We start from the raw sequence: 19,847 nt of genomic DNA, 5'->3' as shown, positions 1-19,847 counted from the left end.
TCCTGAACCTAGCGCGTCTACCAATTCCGCCACCTGGGCAGGTGTCGCGAAGCGAGCGGGCACGGTAGCTGAATGGCGGGACCCGGGCCAGGGTTGTTTTGGCCCCGTTCAACCGGCCAGTGCCGTCTCGGTGGCTTCGATCTCGTGGGCGACCCGCTCCCATTCGTCATAGATCTGCGCCAGACCGGTCTCCAGAGTGCGGCGTTTCAGCTGCAATTCGCGCATGCGCTCGCCGTCGCGTGCGACTTCCGGCTCCGCGCACAGCCAGCTGATGCGCTCGATTTCCGCTTCGTCGCTTTCGATCCTGGCTTCGAGTTCGGCGCCGCGCGCCTTCAAGGTGCGCAGGCTCTTGCGTCGGGCGCGATCCTCCGAGCTATTTCGCCGGGTCGGCTTCGCGGCCTTGCTCGGCTTCGTGGCCTTGCTCGGCTGGGGAGCTTGGGACGGAGCGGGGGGGGCGGGCGTGTCTGTCTGTTTGCGAGTTGCGGCGGCTTCGCGATCCAGCGTTTCACGGTAGTCGTCGTAATTGCCGTAGAACGAGCGCACGTGCGACTCGGGTTGCGCGGCCGTCACTTCGACCACGCGATTCGCCAGCGCGTTGATGAAACGTCGATCGTGGCTGACGAGCATCAGTGTGCCGTCGTAGTTTTCCAGGGCCTGGGTCAGTACGTCGCGGGCTTCGATGTCCAGGTGATTGGTCGGTTCGTCCAGCACCAGGAAGTTCGCGCGCTTGAGCAGGAGCTTGGCGAGGGCCAGGCGCGACTTCTCACCTCCGGACAACACCGAGACGCGTTTTTCGACGTCGTCGCCCGAGAACAGGAACGCACCCAGAACGCCGCGCAGACGCGGCATGTCGTCGAGACCGGCATCGGAACTCAGTTCTTCCAGGACCGTGCGATTGGCCGTCAGCGCGTCGAGTTGATGCTGTGCGAAGTAGGCGCAGTTGACGTTGTGTCCCAGTTCGATGACGCCGGAGTCCGCGCTCAGTGCGCCCGCACCCAGACGCAGGAGCGTCGACTTGCCCGCGCCATTGGGTCCGACCAGGGCCACCCGGTCGCCGCGGCGCAATTCGAAATCGAGGCTCTGGTACACCACGTGATCAGCGTAGGCCTTGGCGGTCTGCTCCATGCGCAAGACGATGTCGCCGGAGCGCACGGCGCTCTCGAAACGCACCCGCATCGTGCGCAGCTTCTTCGGGTCGACGAGTTGAGAGCGCTCTTCGTGCAGCTTGTCGAGTTGTTTCTTGCGGCTGGTGGCCTGACGCGCCTTCGTGGCCTTGGCGCCGAAGCGCTCGACGAAGGCGGTCTTGTGGGCGATCTCGCGATCCAGGTTCTTGCGCCGCGCGGCGATCTCTTCTGAGCGCAAGGCTTTTTGCTTCACGTAGCCGCTGTAGTTGGTCTTGTACAGATCGAGCTTGCCGAGTTCGAGTTCCGCGATCTGCGTGACGTGGCGGTCCAGGAATGTGCGATCGTGCGAAACGACCACGACGGCTCCGGGGTAGCTCGAAAGCACTCCTTCGAACCAGGCGATCGAGGGCAGGTCCAAGTGGTTGGTGGGCTCGTCGAGCAGCAAGACCTCCGGCCTTTCGACCAGAAGCTTGGCCAGTTCAACCCGCATGAGCCAGCCGCCGGACAGCTGCGACAGGGGTTGATCCCATTTCTCGGGTCCGAGTCCCAGGCCGACCAGGGTGCCGCGTAGCTGGGCCTCGGCCTCGAAACCTCCGGCGCGCTCGAATTCGTGATTCAACTGGTCGTAGCGCGCCGCCAGTCGCTCAGGCACCGCGCCGCCCTCGCTTCCGGCTTGTGAGATCTCGGCTTCGGTTTCGCGCAGATCGGCCTCGAGTGCGTGGACCGACGCCAGCGCCTTGAGCGCCTCCTGCATCACGGTATTGCTGGCTCCGGGGTCGACCTCCTGCTTCAGGTAGCCGACACGCGCGCCGCGGCGTGCCCGGATCTGGCCATCATCGCCAGTGTCGCGGCCCGAAAGAATCCGCATCAGCGTCGACTTGCCCGCTCCGTTGCGGCCGACCAGGCCGATCCGGTCCTCGGGCCGCACGTGGAGGGACACCCCGGAGAAAAGGGGCTTGCCCCCGAAGCTCTTGGTCATTCCCTCGACGCGCAGCATGCGAGGCGAGGGTAACCACCGGTCTCTAGTTCGCCACTGTCTCCATGACGGTGTCGATGCTCCAGTCGACGGGCAGGCGCACGATCTGCTTGTCGCGCTTGCGCTGGAACAGCACGTGCCCCTCGCGCTCGCTGAAATCCATCAGGTCGCGCATCAACTCGACGTCGGCGCGGCAGTACTTCTCGATCTTGTCGAGTTCGCCGTTCTTGAACCATTCCAGAGATTGCAGTCCGTCCGCGCTCTTGCCGTGCCCGAGCGTGATCTCGCCCAGATGTCCGAGTGAAAGGCGATAGCCGAGTCGCTTGTGAACGTCTTCGAGCAGGTCGAAGGTCGGGAGTTTCGCGAGGTCGCGCGCGCTATAGGCGGACAGGACTCCGTAGTCGAATCGGCGGATGTTGAAACCGACGACGGCCGGTGCCTCGAATAGCCGCTCCACCAGTTCGCCGACGCGGTCCTCGAAAAACGTTTCGAACTCGCCGGTACCGGAGTCGTACAGGACGGCCAGTGCAACTCGCATCAGGTGAGTGTTGTGCCAGCCGCCGACCTCTGCCGCCGAACGCTGGGTCTCCACGTCGAAGAGTACCGGTGCTTTGGGTTGATCTGTGTGCACGGCGGGTGCGAGGTTATCAAAAGGTTGTTCTTCCGCGCATTCGGCCGTCCCGGATTGCAGTGGCTCCTGGCTCAGTACGAGTTCCAGCGTGCGAATCACCGCCTGCTTGTCGAGTGGCCGATTTCCGGCACCACAGCGGGGCGAGTGGATGCAAGATGGGCAGCCTTCCTCGCACTCGCATTCCGAGACCAGTTTCAGCGTCAGTTCGAGCAGTTCTTCGATCTTGGCGAATACGCTGCGCGAGATGCCAATGCCCCCCGGATGGGAGTCGTACATGAACACGGCCGGCCCGCGCACCTGTGCATGTCGGGGGATCGAGATGCCCGCCATGTCGAAGCGATCGCAGAGTGCGAAAAGCGGGAACAGGGCGAGGGCCGCGTGTTCGAGTCCGTGGATCCCGCCCATGAAGTGTCCGCCCTCGGACTTGATGATGTTCTCGATCTCGGGGGCGAGTTCGATCCACAGACCCTCGGTCTCGAAGCTGGTCGAGGGCAGTTCGAGTGGGTGTCGGCCGAGCAGGTCCTGCCCGAAGACGCGTCGCTTTTCGTAGTGCGTGACCTTCGAAGTGATCTTCAAGCGGCCCAGTTTCAGCAGCGCGTTGCCCAGCGGGCGCGAGCGCGTGGTTTCGAGGATCTCGGTGTCCTTTTCGCCCAGCGCGCGCGTGTAGTGGTCGACCTTGAGGGGGCCCTCGACGCTGACTTCGCGTTTTTCGAGGTCGAGTTCCTTTACGGCGAAGCTCTGCGCGTGGTGCAGGTAGATGGCGCCCGGATGGCATTCCGAGTAGGCGCGCGAACTGCCGATCGTGCCGACCACGCGCTTGCCCGCAGAACCCGGCTTCTTGATCGTGAAGCTCTCGCCTACCGAACGCAGGGAGATCTCGCGCGACGGGTTGCGGCGCGCTGCAAAAGACTCGCCGCCCTGAGCGCTTTCGAGCAGGCTTCCGCGGCTGTGAGCCGTCGCCAGGGCTTCGGCCACTCCGCGTTGTTCGAGCCAGGCTTCGTCGTGGCGAAGTGGGATCTCTGCGGCTGCGCAGGGCAGATGCCCCGCCAGGATCTCGAGATTCCCGGGGTCGACCACCGCGTCTTCGCAGGGCCGCTCGATCAATGCGTGCGGGTGTTTCAGGAAGAAACGGTCGAGTGCGTCCGCACCGGGAACCAGGAATACCAGGGATTCCCGGCCCCGCCCGACGCGTCCCGCGCGCTGGCGCGTGGCGAGGATCGAGCCCGGGTAGCCGACCAGGATGCACACATCGAGTCCGCCGACGTCGATGCCCATTTCGAGCGCGGACGTCGAGATGACGCCGGCCAGATCCCCGTCGAATAGACGCCGTTCGATTTCGCGCCGTTCTTCGGGCAGGAAGCCGCTGCGATACGACGAGATGCGCGAACGCAGCTGCGGTTCGGCTTCGACGATCCACATATGCATCAGCTCGGTGATGCGACGGGCCTGCGTGAAGGCGATCGTGCGCAGACCCTCGCGCACACAGCGGCGGAAAAGCCGCGCAGCCGCGGTATAGGCCGAAGCCTCGGGTTCCACGAATACGATGCGTTTCTGGGCCTGGGGGGAGCCGTCGCGCGAGATCACGACCGGTTTGCGACCCGTCAGTTCGGTGATGAACTCGCTGGGATTTCCGATCGTCGCCGAGCAGGCCACGATCTGTGGATGTACGCCGTAGGAGTTCGCGATCCGAATGAGGCGTCGCAGAACCTGCGCGACGTGTGCGCCGATCACGCCGCGATAGGTGTGCACTTCGTCGACCACGATCAGTTCGAGTTTCGAAAGGAACTCTTTCCACGAATCGTGCCGCGGCAGGATTCCAGCGTGCAGCATGTCTGGGGTCGACAGGAGAACGGTCGGCGGGTTCTCGCGAATCTTCTTTCTGCGATAGGGAGAGGTATCGCCGTCGTAGATCTCCGCACTCGGAGGGTCCAGCAAGCGCATGGCCGAAAGATCCTCGCGCAGGGAGCCGAGTTGGTCGTGCTCCAGGGCCTTGAGCGGAAACAGGAACAGCGCGCGCGCGTCGCGGTCTTCCAGGGCTCGCTGCGCGACCGCCAGGTTGTAGACCAGGCTCTTGCCGCTGGCGGTGCCGGTCGCCAGCAGCACGTCGTTGCCGGCTCTCCAGGCGCTCAGCGCCTCGGCCTGGTGGGAGTACAGGTCTGTGATGCGGCGGCGCTTCAGGATCCCGGTCAGGGTCTCGGGGAGTTCGAACTCGCCCGACCGTGCGGATCGCTCCGGGAGCACTTCGGTGCTGCGGATCGTTCCCCCGAGTTCCTCGGGTTCGAGTTCGGCGAGGTGCTCGGCGAAACGCTCGAGTGGACCGCGCACGCAATTTTCTACTGCAAATTCCGTCATGGAGAGCACCTCGGGAGGCGTCGCGCAGGTTATCGTCTTTTCTTCGCCTGCACCAACGCGGCGTTTTCCCCGCAGCCCTCCGCTCTTTCCCTAGTGGAGAACCGTGTTATTTTTCGGCGAATCTTGCGCGCCACGCTCCAACTCAAATACGCGATCTACGGGATCTTCGATCTCGCCTACAACGGCGAGGGCAAACCCGTTTCGCTCAACGAAATGGGAGCGCGCCAGCAGATCCCCGTGCGCTATCTCGAGCAGATCTTCCAGAAGCTGCGCCGCGCGAGTCTGGTGCAGAGCAAGCGCGGGCCCGGTGGGGGCTATGTTCTGGCGCGTGCGCCTGAGGACATCAGCCTGGCCGATGTCGTGCTCGCAGTACAGGGCGCGATCGTCAGTCTGGGCGAGGGCGACGGAACGAGTGCTGCGGAGTGTCCGGAATTTGTATGGGAGATGATTCGCGAGGGGCTGGAAAAGACTCTGAGCGCGCGCAGCATGGCCGACTTGTGTCGCGTCGCTCGTGAACGCGGTGTTGTGCGGGCACAGGTAGACCCCGTCATGTACGAGATCTGAAATGAAGCCCGAATCCCGGAGAAGTCCTGCAGATGAACCGAGTGAGGTCGTCGATGCCCGTGCGGCCGCGCGCGTCGACGAGGACTTGCCCGCATTGGAATTACCTCGCGAACCCATGCTCGAGGTTTTCGGGCACGCTCGTGAGTGCTACCCCGAGGAATGTTGCGGGCTGATCGCCGGTCCCCCCGACGGTGCGCCTTCGCGAACGATCCGCTGTACCAACGTGCAGAACCAACGTCGCTCCCAGGGTGAATCCGATCTGGGAGCAGATCAGGCATTCTGGATAGACGACTCTGAATTGTGTAGGGCCTTGAAGACGATCGAAGACAACGGCGAGACGCTGAAATTGATCTATCACTCCCACGTCGATGCGGGCGTGTACCTTTCACAGACCGATGTGCGAGCCGCACTCGGACCCGAAGGGGAACCGCTGTACATGGAGGTCGCGCAACTGGTCGTTTCTGTTCGCGAGGCCGGGGTTCGCAATGCAGGCATATTCGAATGGGATCCACACGCGCGCTGTTTTGCCGGGCGCGCCGTCAGAGAGGCGAGTTGATTTGAAACGAGTGTTTGCAGTGCTTGGGCTGGCCACACTTCTGGGCGGTTGTGGACAGGGTATTCCGCTCGAGGAAATCCCCGATGAGCCGATCGCCTACATCCGCCAGAAAGCATCCGAAGGCATCCTCGGCTTCAACGAGTTTCGCAATGCCGTACGGATCGAGAACCCCGAGAAGCGCGAAACCCTCAAGACGCGTCTGATGACCGCTCTGGCGTTGATCCACGTGCCTTCCGGTACGATCACCGAAATCCCCGATGCGGGACTCGGCTCGATCGCTCTCGATTGGAGCTATGACGGTCACCGGTTACTGGTTGCGAAGATCAATCGCGGTGGAGGACCGATTACGATTTTTACCTGGAACCGACTGACTGGAAGTTGGAACCAGATCCGCAATGCGCAGGTCGGTATCGGTGCATCGCTCGGCAGTGGTCCGTTGCATCTGGCCTGGTCGGTACCGATCAAACTCTCCAATGAGGTGTCGCACAGTATCTTTGCCTTCAGCGAACGAGATCGAGTGAGGGGACAGTTCGTGGCGAAGAACGGCACGAACCCCGATATTGCGCGCGACGGGAGAGCCATCATGTACACGACCCCGCCGCAGCGAAGAGGCCGAGATGGCGTGATCATGCTCGCCGAGCTCGGGAAGGAACCGCGGCCGATCACACGCGGCAGCTTCCCGCGCTACTCCCGGGACGGAAAATGGATTGCTTTCCTGAGGAATCGCAATGGGAATTCCGATGTCTGGATGATGCGTTCAGATGGAACGGCCCGCCGCAAGGTCACGGATACGCCTTTCGATGAGGAGTTTCCCTGCCCGTCGCCTGATGGCCGCTATGTGGTGTACGCGTCAACGCGCAACGCGGACCAGCCGGATCTCCAGTTGTATCTGTCGCGCGTGTCCGACGCTGTCGAAATCCAGATCACACACGGCGGCCAGAACGGCCGTCCGGTCTGGTAGGAAGTCCGGGGAAGAGCATGTCGATTGCGCCACACGGGGGTGGAGACCTCGTCGACCTGCGTTGCGCAGAAGACGAACGCGAAGTCCTGCGCGAGCGTGCGCGCAGTCTGGTGAAGATCCAGTTGAGCAATCGCGAGACGACAGATCTGGAATTGCTCGCCAATGGTGGACTGACTCCGCTTCGCGGATTCATGAGTGAGGCGGAGTGCAAGAGCGTCGTCGACGATATGCACTTGCCAGACGGCACGCCCTGGAGCCTGCCGGTAGCGCTGAGCGCGGACCCGGAAACCGCAGATACTCTCGCGGACGGTCAGGAAGTCGCGCTGGTCGACGCGGGTGGCGCGATGCTCGCGATCCTGGAAGTGCGCAGTCGCTACACCCCCAACCGCAGAGAAGAGGCGCGGAAGGTCTACCAGACCGACGAGGATGCACATCCGGGTGTGGCTGCGCTGTATGCGGAAAGGGATGTGCGTATCGGCGGTCCGCTCAGGGTGATCGAGTTCCCGACCGGCGAGTTTCCGGCCTATCGCCTGGAGCCCGCGGAAACCAGGGCGGTCTTTGCACAACGCGGCTGGCGCACGATCGTCGGCTTCCAGACCCGCAACCCGATCCATCGCGCGCACGAGTATCTGACCAAGTGCGCACTCGAGGTCGTCGACGGCCTGTTGCTACACCCGCTCGTGGGTGAAACCAAGGCCGACGATATTCCGGCTGATGTGCGCATGGAATGCTACGAGGCGCTGATCGAACACTACTATGCACGCGAACGCGTACTGCTTTCAGTGCTTCCGGCCTCGATGCGCTATGCAGGTCCGAGAGAGGCAATCTTTCACTCCATTCTGCGTCGCAACTACGGTTGTACGCATTTCATTGTCGGTCGCGATCATGCCGGTGTAGGCGATTACTACGGCACCTATGCGGCACACGAGATCTTTGATCGCTTCGACCCCGAAGCTCTGGGCATCACGCCGCTGAAGTTCGAACACTCGTTTTTCTGCAAGAAACACGGAGAAATGGCCTCGGACAAGACCAGCAATAGCGCGCCCGAAGATCGGCTCTTCCTGTCCGGTACCCGGGTTCGCGAGTTGCTCGCCGCCGGGAAGGATCTGCCAGAGGAGTTTACCCGTCCCGAGGTCTCGAAGATCCTTATTCGCTCGATGCGAAACAGATAGGAAATCAAGATGAGAATCGGTGTTCTGCGAGAAACCAAGGATCGAGAGATGCGAGTGGCGCTGCTTCCGAGCGGCGCACGCGCCCTGAATGCTCGCGATCACGAAGTCTTCGTCGAGTCGGGGGCGGGTGAGGGCAGCGGTTATTCGGACAGCGTCTATGAGGAAGTCGGTGCCACGATCCTGAAGACTCCCGACGAATTGATCGAGGCTTCCGATATCGTGACGAAGGTCAAGGAACCAACGCTCTCGGAGGTTGGCGCGATGCGCCCGGGCCAGGTTCTCTTCGACTTTCTGCACCTGGCTCCCGAGCCCGAACTCACGCAAGCGATTCTCGACTCGGGCATCGTCGCGATCGGCTACGAGACGGTCGAACTCGACGACGGTTCGCTTCCCTTGCTCGTGCCCATGAGCGAGGTCGCAGGAAGACTCTCAGTTCAGATCGGAGCGCACTATCTGCAGGGAGACCAGGGCGGTCGTGGAGTGCTTCTCGGCGGAGTGCCAGGAGTTCGCCGCGGACACGTCGTCGTGATCGGCGCAGGAATCGTAGGCACTGCGGCCGTGCGTATGGCCGCCGGGCTGGGTGCCGAGGTTTCCGTGCTCGACATCGACCAGCGCCGTCTCTCTCACCTGTACGATATCTACCACGGCAGCATCAATACGCTGTACTCGAACATCGTGAACCTGGAGCAATCGGTATTGGCCGCTGATATCGTGATCGGTGCGGTCCTGAAGCCAGGTGCGCGTGCGCCGGTGCTCGTGGATCGCAGGATGGTTTCGCAGATGCTGGATGGTTCGGTGATCGTCGACGTGGCCGTCGACCAGGGAGGATGCGTCGAGACGATTCGTTCGACCTCCCACTCCGATCCGATCTACGAGGTTGATCGGGTGACCCACTACGGCGTACCCAATATGCCCGGCGCCGTGCCTCGCACTTCGACGCTTGCGCTCAACAACGCGACTTTCCCGTACCTGCAAGCACTCGCCGATCGCGGAGTAGAAGAGGCGCTGCGCGGAGATGCATCCCTGGGCCGCGGCGTGAATTGTTATCGCGGCGATGTCACGCTGCGTGGCGTTGCCGATGCGCTGGGAGTGACGGCCGTCGACAAGCCCTGGGCCCACCAGGCGAAAGCCTGATCAGTTCTCGCGTTCGATCTTGACTCGCGGTTTGGCGGCCAGAAGCTGAATGCCGCGCGCCGTCTGGGCGTCCTCGGGGAAGATCGCATAGCCGAATTCGAGGTCGAGGCGGTCAACCAGATTCGGGTCGGGTTCCCGGCGCATGGCTTCACGGGCTCGCCGGGCCAGTGGGCCGAGTAGTGCGCTGACTTCTTCGCCGGGTTCCGGGATCAGGACTTCAAAGGTATCCGGCGCCGTTCGTGCCACGATGTCGAACTCTCGCAGTTGAGCCCTCAGTTCCTGGGCGATCGAAAGCACGAGCCGATCGGCTTCCGTTTCGCGTTGCTCGATCAGAAGTTCCCGAAGTCCAGAGATCTCCAGGCGGATCAGTGCGAAGACTCGATCGCGTCCCGTGCTGCGTGCGATCTCCTCATCGATGCGCTCGGTCAGATGCGCGGAATTGGGTAGGCCGGTCAGTTCGTCGAATCGCAGATTGTGACGACTCCACTCTCTCTCTTGAACCTGGTCTAACGCCTGTTGCACGTGTTCGGCGAAGCGCCCGAGCAGATTGCAGTCGGACTCGAGAAAGCTCCTTCCCGAAAGGGGATGGGCGTCGGCCCTGCCCAGTGCCGACAGTGTACCCTGCACCCGCCCGTCGCGGATCAGTGGCACGATCAACGCGCTCTGTACGTCGATGTTCTGCGTCGGAAGATCGCTGCGGGCGCTGACGTTGATCACGCGTACCGGAGCCCGCGAGCTGATTGCGCTGATCGAGAGTTGCTTTTCAAACTCGAAGAGCGGGCCCTGCGAATCGGGTTCCGCCGAGCCGAAGTAGGAACGAATCTGATAGCGCCCCGTCGAGGAGTCGTGGAGGCGAAGGATGGAGTGTTCGGCATCGAGTACGACCGCGGCCGAAGACGTGATCGAGCGATGAAGCTCTGCCGAATCTCGAGCGGAACCCATACGCGCCGCCAGCTCGGTCATGGCGGCCGTCCTGTTCGCTTCTCTTTCGAGTCTGAGCGCGCGCAGTGCATCGCCGAGTTCGGAGCCGAGCGCTTCGGCGACTGCGGCCATCGTCACCTTCAGGATCTCTGGAGGTTCTTCCTGAATGGCACCTTCGAAGCTCAGGAGGCCGAGCAGATCATCGCGGCCCAGTAGAGGCAAGACTGCAAAACACGCTCGCATATCTTCGAACTTTTGCGAAAGCACGACGGGCTGGCGATGGCGAGCCACCCAACCGTGGATTCCACCGTCGATGGGTAGCTCGATCGGAGGGGCGAGTGGGTCCAGCGAGGTGGACGAGCCGCGCAGGTGCAAGACCTGGAGTTCCGGTTCGAGCAGATAGACGTGGCAGATGCCTCCGCTGAGTTCTCCGGCCACGTGTTTGCAGATGGCCGACAAGCGCTGGGGGAGGGGAGAACTTCCCGCAAGGATTTCCCTTACGTGCGCCTGCGCGCGCAAGCGAGCCGAATCACCGAGTAGGCGGTGGTATTCCTCTGTGCGCGCGATGATGCGCGCATCGACGGCCGCGAGTTTAGTGACGAAATCGAGATCCTCTTCGCGGAAGGCACTTCGCAGTTGACTATGCGACAGATTCAACACGCCGATGGCCTGATCGTCATGGATCAGCGGCACCGAAATCGCGGACTCTACGTCGGAGCGCTCGCGCGCGATGCGATAGCGTTCGTGATCGGCGCGTCCCCGTACCAGGATCGCCTGACGATCTTCGAAGGCGCGACCTGCAATCCCTTCACCGGGTGAGACCTGGATCTTCGGCAGAAGTTCGCGCTCGAGTCCGATGGCCACCACTACGCGCAAGCGTTCGATCTCTGAATCGTAAAGCATCAGCGAGCCGCGATCGGCGCCGGTGGCACCTACGGCGATCTGAAGGATCCGATTGAGCAGTCCAGAGCGATCGACGGTCAGGTTATAGGACTCGAGAATCTCCGAGAGCGCCTTTAGGAGATCGGGTTTGCGAGTTCCGTCGACGGGGCCAAACGCGTAGAGCAGTTTGGCGATCATCGGCGTGGTGACCTGAACGCCGCGTTCCGGTGCAATCGCCAGGATTTCGCGCAGCGGGCCGCTCATATCGCAATCGATGAACGCAACCAGGCCGGGCGTGCGAAGCACGGATTGCGCGTCGATCGTGATCTTGTCGGCGAAGCTTTCTTCGAGTGCCGGGGCGGTGCGACTCAGTGCGCGCATCGCAGCTTCGCGATCGTCGCTGAGGATCGCGCATATCTCGACGTCCGGGTTGGCCTCGAGAAGCGGAATCAGGCCGAGGCCCTCGTCAGAGTGTCCGGCGATGGCGATCCGCTTGCGCAAGGCAGCAGATCCTAGGAGCCGTCGATGCTCACCCGCAGGTTGAGCTCGACGCGCCGTCCCGATGATTCCTCGATGAGTCGCACGGGAATCATGATAGCGCCGTCCGGGCTGCGTTTCGGCGCTCCGGTTGCTTCGACACTGAATCCGCCCGATTCGGGCAAGGCCGCGTCATGGGTCGCGTCACTGGCCGCTGCGGGCGCAGTCACGGGAGGCGCTTCGATGGCTGCAGGCGTGGCGACCGGCGCTGCAGGTGAGGCTTCCGGCGCAGGATCTGGCTGGATGGCGACTCCTGCGTCTTCGGCATCTGCGCGCTGTCGGATCTTCGAGATGATCTGCTTGGAGAGAGTCGTGAGCGTGTTGAGTACGCCCGTCCCTGTGCTGGCGACGGTTTCGAAGCTCGCAGTGGGGTTCAGCTTGATGCGGCGATGCAACGCCTCTACCGCGTTCTCGTCGGCCTGATCGCGTCGGTTGTATTGCATCACGAAGATCACATCGTCAAAGCTGCGGTCATAGCTCGCAAGATTCTCCTGCAATTCGGCGAGTGCGGGCAAGACTTCGTCATGTCGTTCAGGACGCAGATCAGCGACGAAAACCACACCGTCGGCACCGTCCAGGATTTGACGCCGCATCTCTGCATAGTCATCCCCTCCGGGCACGGTGTAGATGTGGATGGAAGTCTGATAGCCGCGAACGGAGCCGAGGGTGATCGGCAGGAACTCGTACTGACCTCCGCCGTCTCGTACCTGCGAGACCTTGAGTTCACCCCGATACTCCTTCTTGAGCTTTCGATCGATGAACTCGATGTTCGCCGTCTTGCCCGATCCGGCAGGGCCGTAGTAGACAATTTTCGCGTGGATCTCTCGAGTTTCGCGATTCAGCATGCCCATGTCAGATCTTCCCTTTTCGAGACAGGATGCGACGGGCCTGTTGCGAAATCGGACCCGGGAGTTCTTTGCTGCGCATCACCGTCATCAAGTCTCGATCGGTCAAGTAGTTGAGGAACTTGATTGCCGTTGCCTGAGGGGCTTTCGGATTCGTCGTCAGTGAGAGCTTGATGTCGTAGACGCGGGTCCATTCGCGATTGTTGGCGATGATGCGCAATACGTCTTCGGAGATATTGCGGCTTTTCGCGAAGGAAGAGACTTCGCTCTCCTGGATCTTCGGGGAGCGAATGGCGGCCGTAGCGACGATCTTGTTGCGATCCCGGATCAAGATGGCGCGCGCCTCCCCATTGCTGAAGCGGGCGAGCTTCACCTTCTCCATGACGTTCATCTCGGCCACGCGAGACAGCAGGCTCTGGGAGAGTTCTTCCGCTTCTGATTCCGACAGTTCCTCTTCCGAAGCGTTTTCTTCGCTGAGTTCGGGCGGTAGATCGCTGGGGTCTTCGAGGTCGATGGCCGTGCCCGTACTGACGTCCACTGGCGGTGGCGGCTCGGGAATGTCACCGGATTGCGGCGGGGCAATCTCGTTCTCGCCGCGTTCGATGCCCAGGAACTGCAGTACTCGGTCGATCGTGGCCTGACTCGCCAGGGAGTTTTCGCCGAGTGCTTCGACCAGGGCGGGGCAGCGCATCAGACGTACCTGGTTGTTCGCCACGATGTCGATGATGCGCGGGAACGGCAGGCCCGCCAGAAAACAGAAAGTCTCGTCGGAGGTGGCCGCGTTGAGCGCGATCTTCTCGACCCGAGACTCGCTGTCGCAAAACTTCTCGGCGAAATACGCCAGGGGAGCCGGGTGAAGCGGACCGCTCAGGGCGCCGTCGATCACGGGGGCGGGAAGTCCCTCGAGGCTGCGGGTTGCCTTGTCCTTGACGCCCGCGTCTTCATCCTGAGTAAGCAGGTACAGAACGGTCGCGATCTGCGGTGGTGGCAGGGGCAGTGCGCCACCTGCCGCCATCAGGCGCGCATCGATCGAGGCGGAGGGGTTCGCAAAACGCTGCGCCGGCCCCAAGGTTTCCAGGATCGCTTCTAGTTCTGCGCTCACGCTGCCTCCGGCCCAAGCGCCGGTTCAGCGCTGGGCGATCAGTCCTCTTCTTCTTTCGCAGCCTCGGTGATGATCTTCTGCTGGATCGAGGAGGGAACCTCGTCGTAGTGGTCAAACTCCATGTGGAAGGAACCCTGGCCACCCGTCATGCTGGTGAGATCCGAGGCGTACGAAAGCACTTCGGACATTGGCACGTGAGCCTTGACCACAGAGCCGGCCCCTCGGGATTCGACCCCTTCGACCCGGCCTCGACGGCTGTTCAGATTGCCCATGACGTCGCCCACGGATTCATCCGGGACCGACACCTCCATCGACATGATCGGCTCGAGCAGGACGGGTTTGGACTGCGCAACGGCCGCCTTCAATCCCACGCTACCCGCCGTCTTGAACGCCATTTCGGAGCTGTCGACGGGATGGTGCTTGCCATCGATACAGCGGACGACGATGTCAGTCAGCTTGTACCCTGCGACCACGCCGCGTTCGCAGGTCTCGCGCACGCCCTTTTCGACCGCGGGAATGAACTGGCGAGGAATCGAACCACCGACGATCTCGTCCGCGAAAGTGACGCCCGAACCGCGCGCTCCCGGCTCGATCGACAGAAAGCACACTCCGAACTGGCCGCGGCCGCCCGACTGCTTCTTCAGCTTTCCTTCTACGTGCTCTGCGTGTCCGTGGATCGTTTCCAGATAGGGAACCTTCGGAGGCTTGAGCGTGACGTCCACGCCGAACATGCGCTTGAGCTTGTCGATCGCCACTTCGATGTGAAGCTGTCCCAGACCCGTGAGCAGGAACTCACCCGTCCTTTCGTCGCGCCCCAGGGTGAGGCTCCGGTCTTCTTCGACCAGCCGATTGAGCGATTCGAAGACCTTGTCTTCATCCCCCTTGTTCGTGGCTTCGACCGAAAACGAAATGACACCGTGAGGAGCATCGGAGCCGATGATGGTCACCGGGTTCTTGTCGTCGCACAACGTATCGCCGCTGTGTGTGTCCTTGAGTTTCGGGATCGCGACGATCTCTCCCGGTCCCGCTTCTGTCGTGTCGTGGGTTTCTTCGCCGTTGATCTTCAGCAGTTTCGAGATGCGCTCCTTGGTGCCAGTGCGGGGATTGAGCAGCGTCATATCCTTGCTGATCCGACCCGAAACCACGCGCATGACCGAGAGCATGCCTGCATAACGATCGGCGACGGACTTGAAGACATAGGCGGCCACGGGACCGTCGGGGGTGAGTTCGACTTCTTCTTCGCCCCGCATGCCCTTGCGCGGTGGGAGCTGTTTGGAACTGGGAAAGATGCGGTCGATCGTTCCGAGAATGGATGCAGGACCGATGTTTTTGACCGCCGATGCGCAGAACACAGGCATGAGCGTGCCTTCGTTCAAGCCCTTGGTCAGCGTCTCGAGGAGTTCGTCGTTGGAGATTTGCCCGTCTTCGAGGTATTTTTCCATGATCGCATCATCGGCCTCCGCGATCGCCTCGATCATCTCGAGGCGTGCGCTTTCCACATCGAGGTCGTCCGGAGGATCGCCAATCGTAACGGTTCCGGAGGCATCATCCGGATAGGTATGAGCCTTGCCCGAGAGCAGGTCGACGAAGCCGGTGAAACTCTCACCGGCGCCGATCGGGAGGTGGAGCTTCACGGCGCGCACGCCGAGCAGTTCCTCGAGCTGGGCGGCCGCAGTGGAGAGATCTGCCCGCTCCAGGTCGAGTTTGTTCGCAACTGCGGCCACCGCAACGCCGCGTTCGCGGGCCTGCTGGAAGGCCCTTTCCGTTCCGACTTTCACTCCGTCACGGCCCGATAGCACCAGAAGCGCGCAATCGACCGCGTTGAGTGCGCCTTCGAGTTCGCCGGCGAAATTCGAATCGCCAGGGGCGTCGATCACGGTGAATGCGTCGCCGTCAAAGATGTAGGAGCAGATCGAAGCCGAGATGCTCGTTCTGCGGGTTCTCTCTTCGGGCAACCAGTTCATATAGGAGGAGCCTTCTTCGACGCTGCCCAGACGGCTCGTCACGCCGGCGGCCATCAGGAGTCCGTCCGCCAGAGTGGTCTTGCCATCGCCACCGTGTCCGATCAGCGCGTAGTTCCTGCTCAGTTCGGCATTGCCCATGATTCCTCCTATATGTGGCGTCGTCCGCTCCTAGCCCAGGCTAGTGAGTTGATTCGCAGTTGCGGTCGTGAATCAATCTGAGCCCCTCCTGTGTCAAGAAGGGCTCCACTCTTTCGATCGTGTCCGCTTCGGACGAGATCAGTCCTGCCAGTCCGCCGGTCGCCAGCACGCGCGCGGAATCGCCGATCTCTTTGCGAAGCCTGTGTACCATGGAATCGACCATTCCGGCGTAGCCGAATAACATGCCCGATTGCAGTGAATGGGTGGTATTGCGTCCGACCACCGAAGGTGGGCGCTCGATTTCCACGCTCGAGAGTCTGGATGCGCGACCGACGAGTGCGTCCAGGGAAACCAGGACACCCGGGAAGATGGCCCCGCCCACAAACTCGCCGTCGGCCGACACGCAATCGAAGCTGGTCGCGGTGCCGAAATCGATCACGATCGTCGGTCCGCCCAGAAGTTCCAGAGCCGCTACGGCGCCGACGATGCGATCGGCTCCGACTTCCCGCGGGTTGTCGACGCGAATAGGCATGCCCGAGCGGATGCCGGGTCCCACTACGAGTGGCCGGATCTCCAGGAGCTTCTGGCATGTGCGTTCGAAGATGGGGAGCAAAGCGGGGACGACGCAGGAGATGATCGCATGGTGCACGTCCGAAGTACTGACGCGGGCGATATCGAATAACGAGCGCAGAGTGGCCGCGCACTCGTCCGAGGTATCCTGGCGATGCGTTCCCAGGCGCCAATGATGCAATAGTGCCGAGCCCTCGAACAGGCCGAGTGCTACATGCGTATTGCCGATGTCGATGGTCAGTAACACCCGACCACTCCGCCTCCCTTGTCAGTCAAGATCACGACTGAGGTCACGCCGAAGCAAGGTCACGTCGCCGGCGAGGACTCGCTCGTGAGTTCCAGCGATGCTCAGCAGAAGTGCTCCTTCGCGATCGATTCCCTCGACCACGCCTTCGTACTCCCTGGGTACCCCTGGTCCGCCGATCCGAACCCTGTCCCCATGCATTCTGAAGTATTTCCGCCACTCATCCAACAAGAACCCGAACCGGCCTTTGTAGACCTCGCCGAGCTGAACCTCCAGATCGGCCAGAAGCTCCTCTGCGAGCCCGACCCGATCGAGAATACGGCCGCCCGCCATGCGCAAACTGGTCGCAATTGGCGTGAGTTCTGCCGGCAAGTCCGTGCTTTCCAGGTTCACGTTCAAACCGATTCCGAGAATGGCGCTCTGGACCTCGCTACCGTCGAGTTGCACCGGCAGGTTGATCCCGCATGTCTTGCGTCCATCCAGCAGCACATCATTGGGCCATTTGATCTCGACGCAGACGCTTTCGGGCAGGTGTCTTTCGGCAAGCCGGGCGACTGCGAGTGATGCGGCGAACACGAAGAAGTGCGTGTGTTCGAGTGCGATTCGGGGTCGCAGGACCAGGGACTGGTAGAGACTGCGCCCGCCGGGCGAGAAGAAGCTGCGTCCGAGCCGACCGCGACCAGCGGACTGGCGATCTGCGATCACCAGTGTGCCTTCAGGCGCTCCCAGCCGGGCCAGTTCTTCTGCCCGCAGGTTCGTAGAATCCAATTCGGCGTGGATGTCGAGTCGCGCGCCGAGCCAGCGCGTCGTCGGGCTCAGCTCGAAGAGGCTTCGTTCCATTCCAGCGCAATGTCCGCAGCGGTCGCGGAGTGGGTGAGCGCGCCGACCGAAATCTCATCGACTCCGGTCTTGGCGATGGCGCCCACGGTTTCAAGATTCACACCGCCACTGGCTTCGATCAGTAGCTTCCCATCGGCGAGTTCGACGATCTCTCGGGTGATCTCCGGCGGTTGGTTGTCGACCAGTAGCGCATCGGCTCCGGCCTCCATGGCTTCGCGCGCCTGTGCCAAGGACTCGACCTCGATCCGGATGCGCAGTTGGCGCGAAGCGCGCTCGAGTGCGCGCTCTACCGCGGCGCGCACACCGCCGACGGCTGCGATGTGGTTGTCCTTGATCAGGATGCCGTCGTACAGAGCGTGCCGATGATTGCGGCCGCCACCACATCGGACGGCGTATTTTTCCAGCGCACGCCATCCCGGCAGGGTCTTCCGGGTATCGACGATCTCGGCTCGGGTGCCCTGCACGGCTTCGCAATAAGTGTGGGTGAGTGTGGCGATGCCCGAGAGGCGTTGCAGAAAATTCAGCGCGGTTCGTTCGGTTTGCAAGATGTCGAGTGCTCGACCGCCTATCCGAGCGAGGATCGTATCGCTACCGACGGGATCACCATCGCGGACTCGTGCTTCGAAGTGCAGATCGAAGCGCTCGAAGATCTCACGTACGACCTCGAGACCACACACGATCAAGGGGACGCGCGCCTCGATGCGGGCGCTGCCCGACAATCCCTCGGGCAACACGGCCAGGGAAGTCGCGTCACCGGGACCGATGTCTTCGGCGAGCGCGGCATCGACCAGCCAGATCCAGTTGGATCGGGGAGGATGCTGTCCCTGCTCGACGTGTTCCACGGTTTCCGCGCCTCCGACCGCTCCGTGCGGTCGAGACGGAATTATACAGACACGACGCCTCTCAGGCGCTACTCGTCGACGTCGGCCTTCAGTCTGGCGATCTCCTCGCGGACCAGGCGCTCGGCCAGTTGAGGGACAATCTCCCAGATCGCGGCCTCGGTGCGAGCCGTAACCTCTCGCATCAGCTGCTCCTGTACCGCGCCGAAGGCTTCCCACGCGACCTTCTCGATCGCGTTGCGAACGTCGGCGGGATCGAGATGAATGCCCTGAGGTAGCGGGTTCAGATTGCCCTCGGGTGCGGGCTCCGGGGCGAAAAGATCCTCGGTGGACGGCAGCGCGGTATCCGCTTCCAGGCGCGCCGCGGCCGCTTCAAAGCTCCCCTCCGGGGACCTCTGGCCTGCAGCGATATCCTGCTCGGTGTCGAATTCGAGTTCGGGCTCGATCATGAGCGGGCCACCTTCGAGCGGTTGCGTATCGAGCGGCATCGCGTCGAGTGGTTCGGCTTCCAACGGTTCTGTTTCCCAAGGTTCCGTTTCGAGCGGTTCTTCTGCGAGAGGCTCGGCGTGAAGCGGTTCCACGGGGGTTGGCAGGGCTGGAACTGGGACGGTGTCGGTGTCGGCAATTGGCGAGAACATGGGCTCGGCCTCGAGTAGCGCCGCGTCCGTGCTCATCTGAACCGGAGCAAAGTCCGCGGGTGCCGTCGATGGCGCGGGTTCCGGGTCGGGCCAGGGAACGGCTTCGGCGATGGGCTGTCCGGCCCGGGCTCCCTCGACTGCCGTGTCGTCTTCGGGTCTGGCCGGCGCGAAAGCCGCCGAGCGGTGGAGTAACGGTAAATCCGAACTGCCGCTGTCATCGTTTGTGTTTGCAAAGGGATCTTCGGGAATCGTGTCGGCCAGCGGATCGGGCTGCCAGGCCGGAGCCTCCTGCATTGGGGCGACTGGGGGCAGCGGTGAGAGCGAAGTCTGTGGATCGAGGAAAGTGGTCTCGCTGTAGTCGACGGCTGGGGCCGGAGACTCGGAAGCTGCCCCGAAGACCCCGGTGTCGGTATTGGTCGTAGGTGCATCTCCAAACTCGAGATCTTCGAAGGAAAACTCCTCGGAGTCCGGCGTCGGGAGACCGGAAAGCGAGGGAACCGCATTCGGGTCCTCGACCAGGGGCTGTATCGCCGGTGTCGCACCCGCATGAGCGTGTGGAAGGGCTGACGGCGCGTTGAAATCGGTATTCGGAAGATCCGTCAGCAGGTTGGGATTCTCCTCTACCCAGTTCGGATTCTGGGCGATCGGTGCCGCGTGTGCCGCAGGTTGCGCGGCGAGCGGTTCACCCGATAGCGCTTCGTTGGGCAGGAACTCGGCCGGCAGCGGTTCAGCATCGATCAGCGGCTCGGCCGGGGTCATCTGAGCCACCGCGGGCTGCGGTATGGCGGTCACGGCAGGAGCTTCGGGCTGCGGTATCGCGGTCGTGGCAGGAGCTTCGGGCTGCGGTATCGCGGTCG

At 62.4% G+C, this 19,847-nt stretch carries 15 protein-coding genes; 5 read left to right on the top strand and 10 right to left on the bottom strand.

Annotated features, from left to right (window positions below):
* Window positions 1-108: 108 nt before the first annotated feature.
* Window positions 109-2,103, bottom strand: coding sequence for an ABC-F family ATP-binding cassette domain-containing protein (locus GY725_22900; GenBank protein ID MCP4007039.1), 1,995 nt, complete (start codon window positions 2,101-2,103; stop codon window positions 109-111).
* Window positions 2,104-2,146: 43 nt separating this feature from the next.
* Window positions 2,147-5,083 (bottom strand): DEAD/DEAH box helicase, encoded by a 2,937-nt coding sequence (locus tag GY725_22895; GenBank protein MCP4007038.1) that lies wholly within the window; start codon window positions 5,081-5,083, stop codon window positions 2,147-2,149.
* Between the two features lie 123 nt (window positions 5,084-5,206).
* Between GY725_22895 and GY725_22890 the strand changes: the two genes are divergently transcribed.
* From GY725_22890 to ald, 5 genes are read left to right on the top strand one after another with little or no spacing between them, the layout of a single operon-like run.
* Window positions 5,207-5,647, top strand: a complete 441-nt coding sequence (locus tag GY725_22890) for an Rrf2 family transcriptional regulator (GenBank protein MCP4007037.1) — start codon at window positions 5,207-5,209, stop codon at window positions 5,645-5,647.
* Window position 5,648: 1 nt separating this feature from the next.
* Entirely contained in the window at window positions 5,649-6,203 is a 555-nt protein-coding gene (locus GY725_22885) for a hypothetical protein (protein ID MCP4007036.1), read from the top strand.
* A gap of 1 nt (window position 6,204) precedes the next feature.
* Window positions 6,205-7,164, top strand: a complete 960-nt coding sequence (locus GY725_22880; protein ID MCP4007035.1) for a hypothetical protein — start codon at window positions 6,205-6,207, stop codon at window positions 7,162-7,164.
* A 17-nt stretch (window positions 7,165-7,181) separates the two neighbouring features.
* A complete protein-coding gene (gene sat / locus GY725_22875) occupies window positions 7,182-8,336 on the top strand; it encodes a sulfate adenylyltransferase (GenBank protein MCP4007034.1) in 1,155 nt (384 codons plus the stop codon).
* A 9-nt stretch (window positions 8,337-8,345) separates the two neighbouring features.
* Window positions 8,346-9,470: an alanine dehydrogenase gene (gene ald, locus GY725_22870; GenBank protein MCP4007033.1), complete on the top strand. Its 1,125-nt coding sequence runs from the start codon at window positions 8,346-8,348 to the stop codon at window positions 9,468-9,470.
* Here the strand turns inward: ald and GY725_22865 are convergent, their stop codons facing one another.
* From GY725_22865 to GY725_22830, 8 genes are all read right to left on the bottom strand, one after another.
* Window positions 9,471-11,774 carry a GAF domain-containing protein gene (locus GY725_22865; protein ID MCP4007032.1) on the bottom strand — a complete coding sequence of 768 codons (2,304 nt, stop codon included), beginning with the start codon at window positions 11,772-11,774 and terminating at the stop codon, window positions 9,471-9,473. It abuts the gene before it with no gap.
* Window positions 11,775-11,785: 11 nt separating this feature from the next.
* Window positions 11,786-12,661, bottom strand: coding sequence for a GTPase domain-containing protein (locus tag GY725_22860; protein MCP4007031.1), 876 nt, complete (start codon window positions 12,659-12,661; stop codon window positions 11,786-11,788).
* A 1-nt stretch (window position 12,662) separates the two neighbouring features.
* Window positions 12,663-13,757, bottom strand: coding sequence for a hypothetical protein (locus tag GY725_22855; GenBank protein ID MCP4007030.1), 1,095 nt, complete (start codon window positions 13,755-13,757; stop codon window positions 12,663-12,665).
* A 38-nt stretch (window positions 13,758-13,795) separates the two neighbouring features.
* Window positions 13,796-15,859: an elongation factor G gene (locus GY725_22850; GenBank protein MCP4007029.1), complete on the bottom strand. Its 2,064-nt coding sequence runs from the start codon at window positions 15,857-15,859 to the stop codon at window positions 13,796-13,798.
* Window positions 15,860-15,899: 40 nt separating this feature from the next.
* Window positions 15,900-16,676, bottom strand: coding sequence for a type III pantothenate kinase (locus GY725_22845; protein MCP4007028.1), 777 nt, complete (start codon window positions 16,674-16,676; stop codon window positions 15,900-15,902).
* Window positions 16,677-16,697: 21 nt separating this feature from the next.
* A complete protein-coding gene (locus tag GY725_22840) occupies window positions 16,698-17,513 on the bottom strand; it encodes a biotin--[acetyl-CoA-carboxylase] ligase (protein ID MCP4007027.1) in 816 nt (271 codons plus the stop codon).
* The gene (gene nadC / locus GY725_22835; protein ID MCP4007026.1) at window positions 17,489-18,310 is read right to left on the bottom strand and encodes a carboxylating nicotinate-nucleotide diphosphorylase; all 822 of its coding nucleotides are present in this window, start codon (window positions 18,308-18,310) and stop codon (window positions 17,489-17,491) included. Before nadC ends, GY725_22840 begins: the two co-directional genes overlap by 25 nt.
* Before the next feature lie 113 nt (window positions 18,311-18,423).
* Window positions 18,424-19,782, bottom strand: a complete 1,359-nt coding sequence (locus tag GY725_22830; protein MCP4007025.1) for a hypothetical protein — start codon at window positions 19,780-19,782, stop codon at window positions 18,424-18,426.
* Between the last annotated feature and the right edge of the window lie 65 nt (window positions 19,783-19,847).

It is taken from the genome of bacterium (genome assembly GCA_024226335.1).
Lineage (GTDB): Bacteria > Myxococcota_A > UBA9160 > SZUA-336 > SZUA-336 > JAAELY01.
Note: the sequence above shows the minus strand (reverse complement) of the source record. Positions and strands in the feature narration are given on the sequence as shown.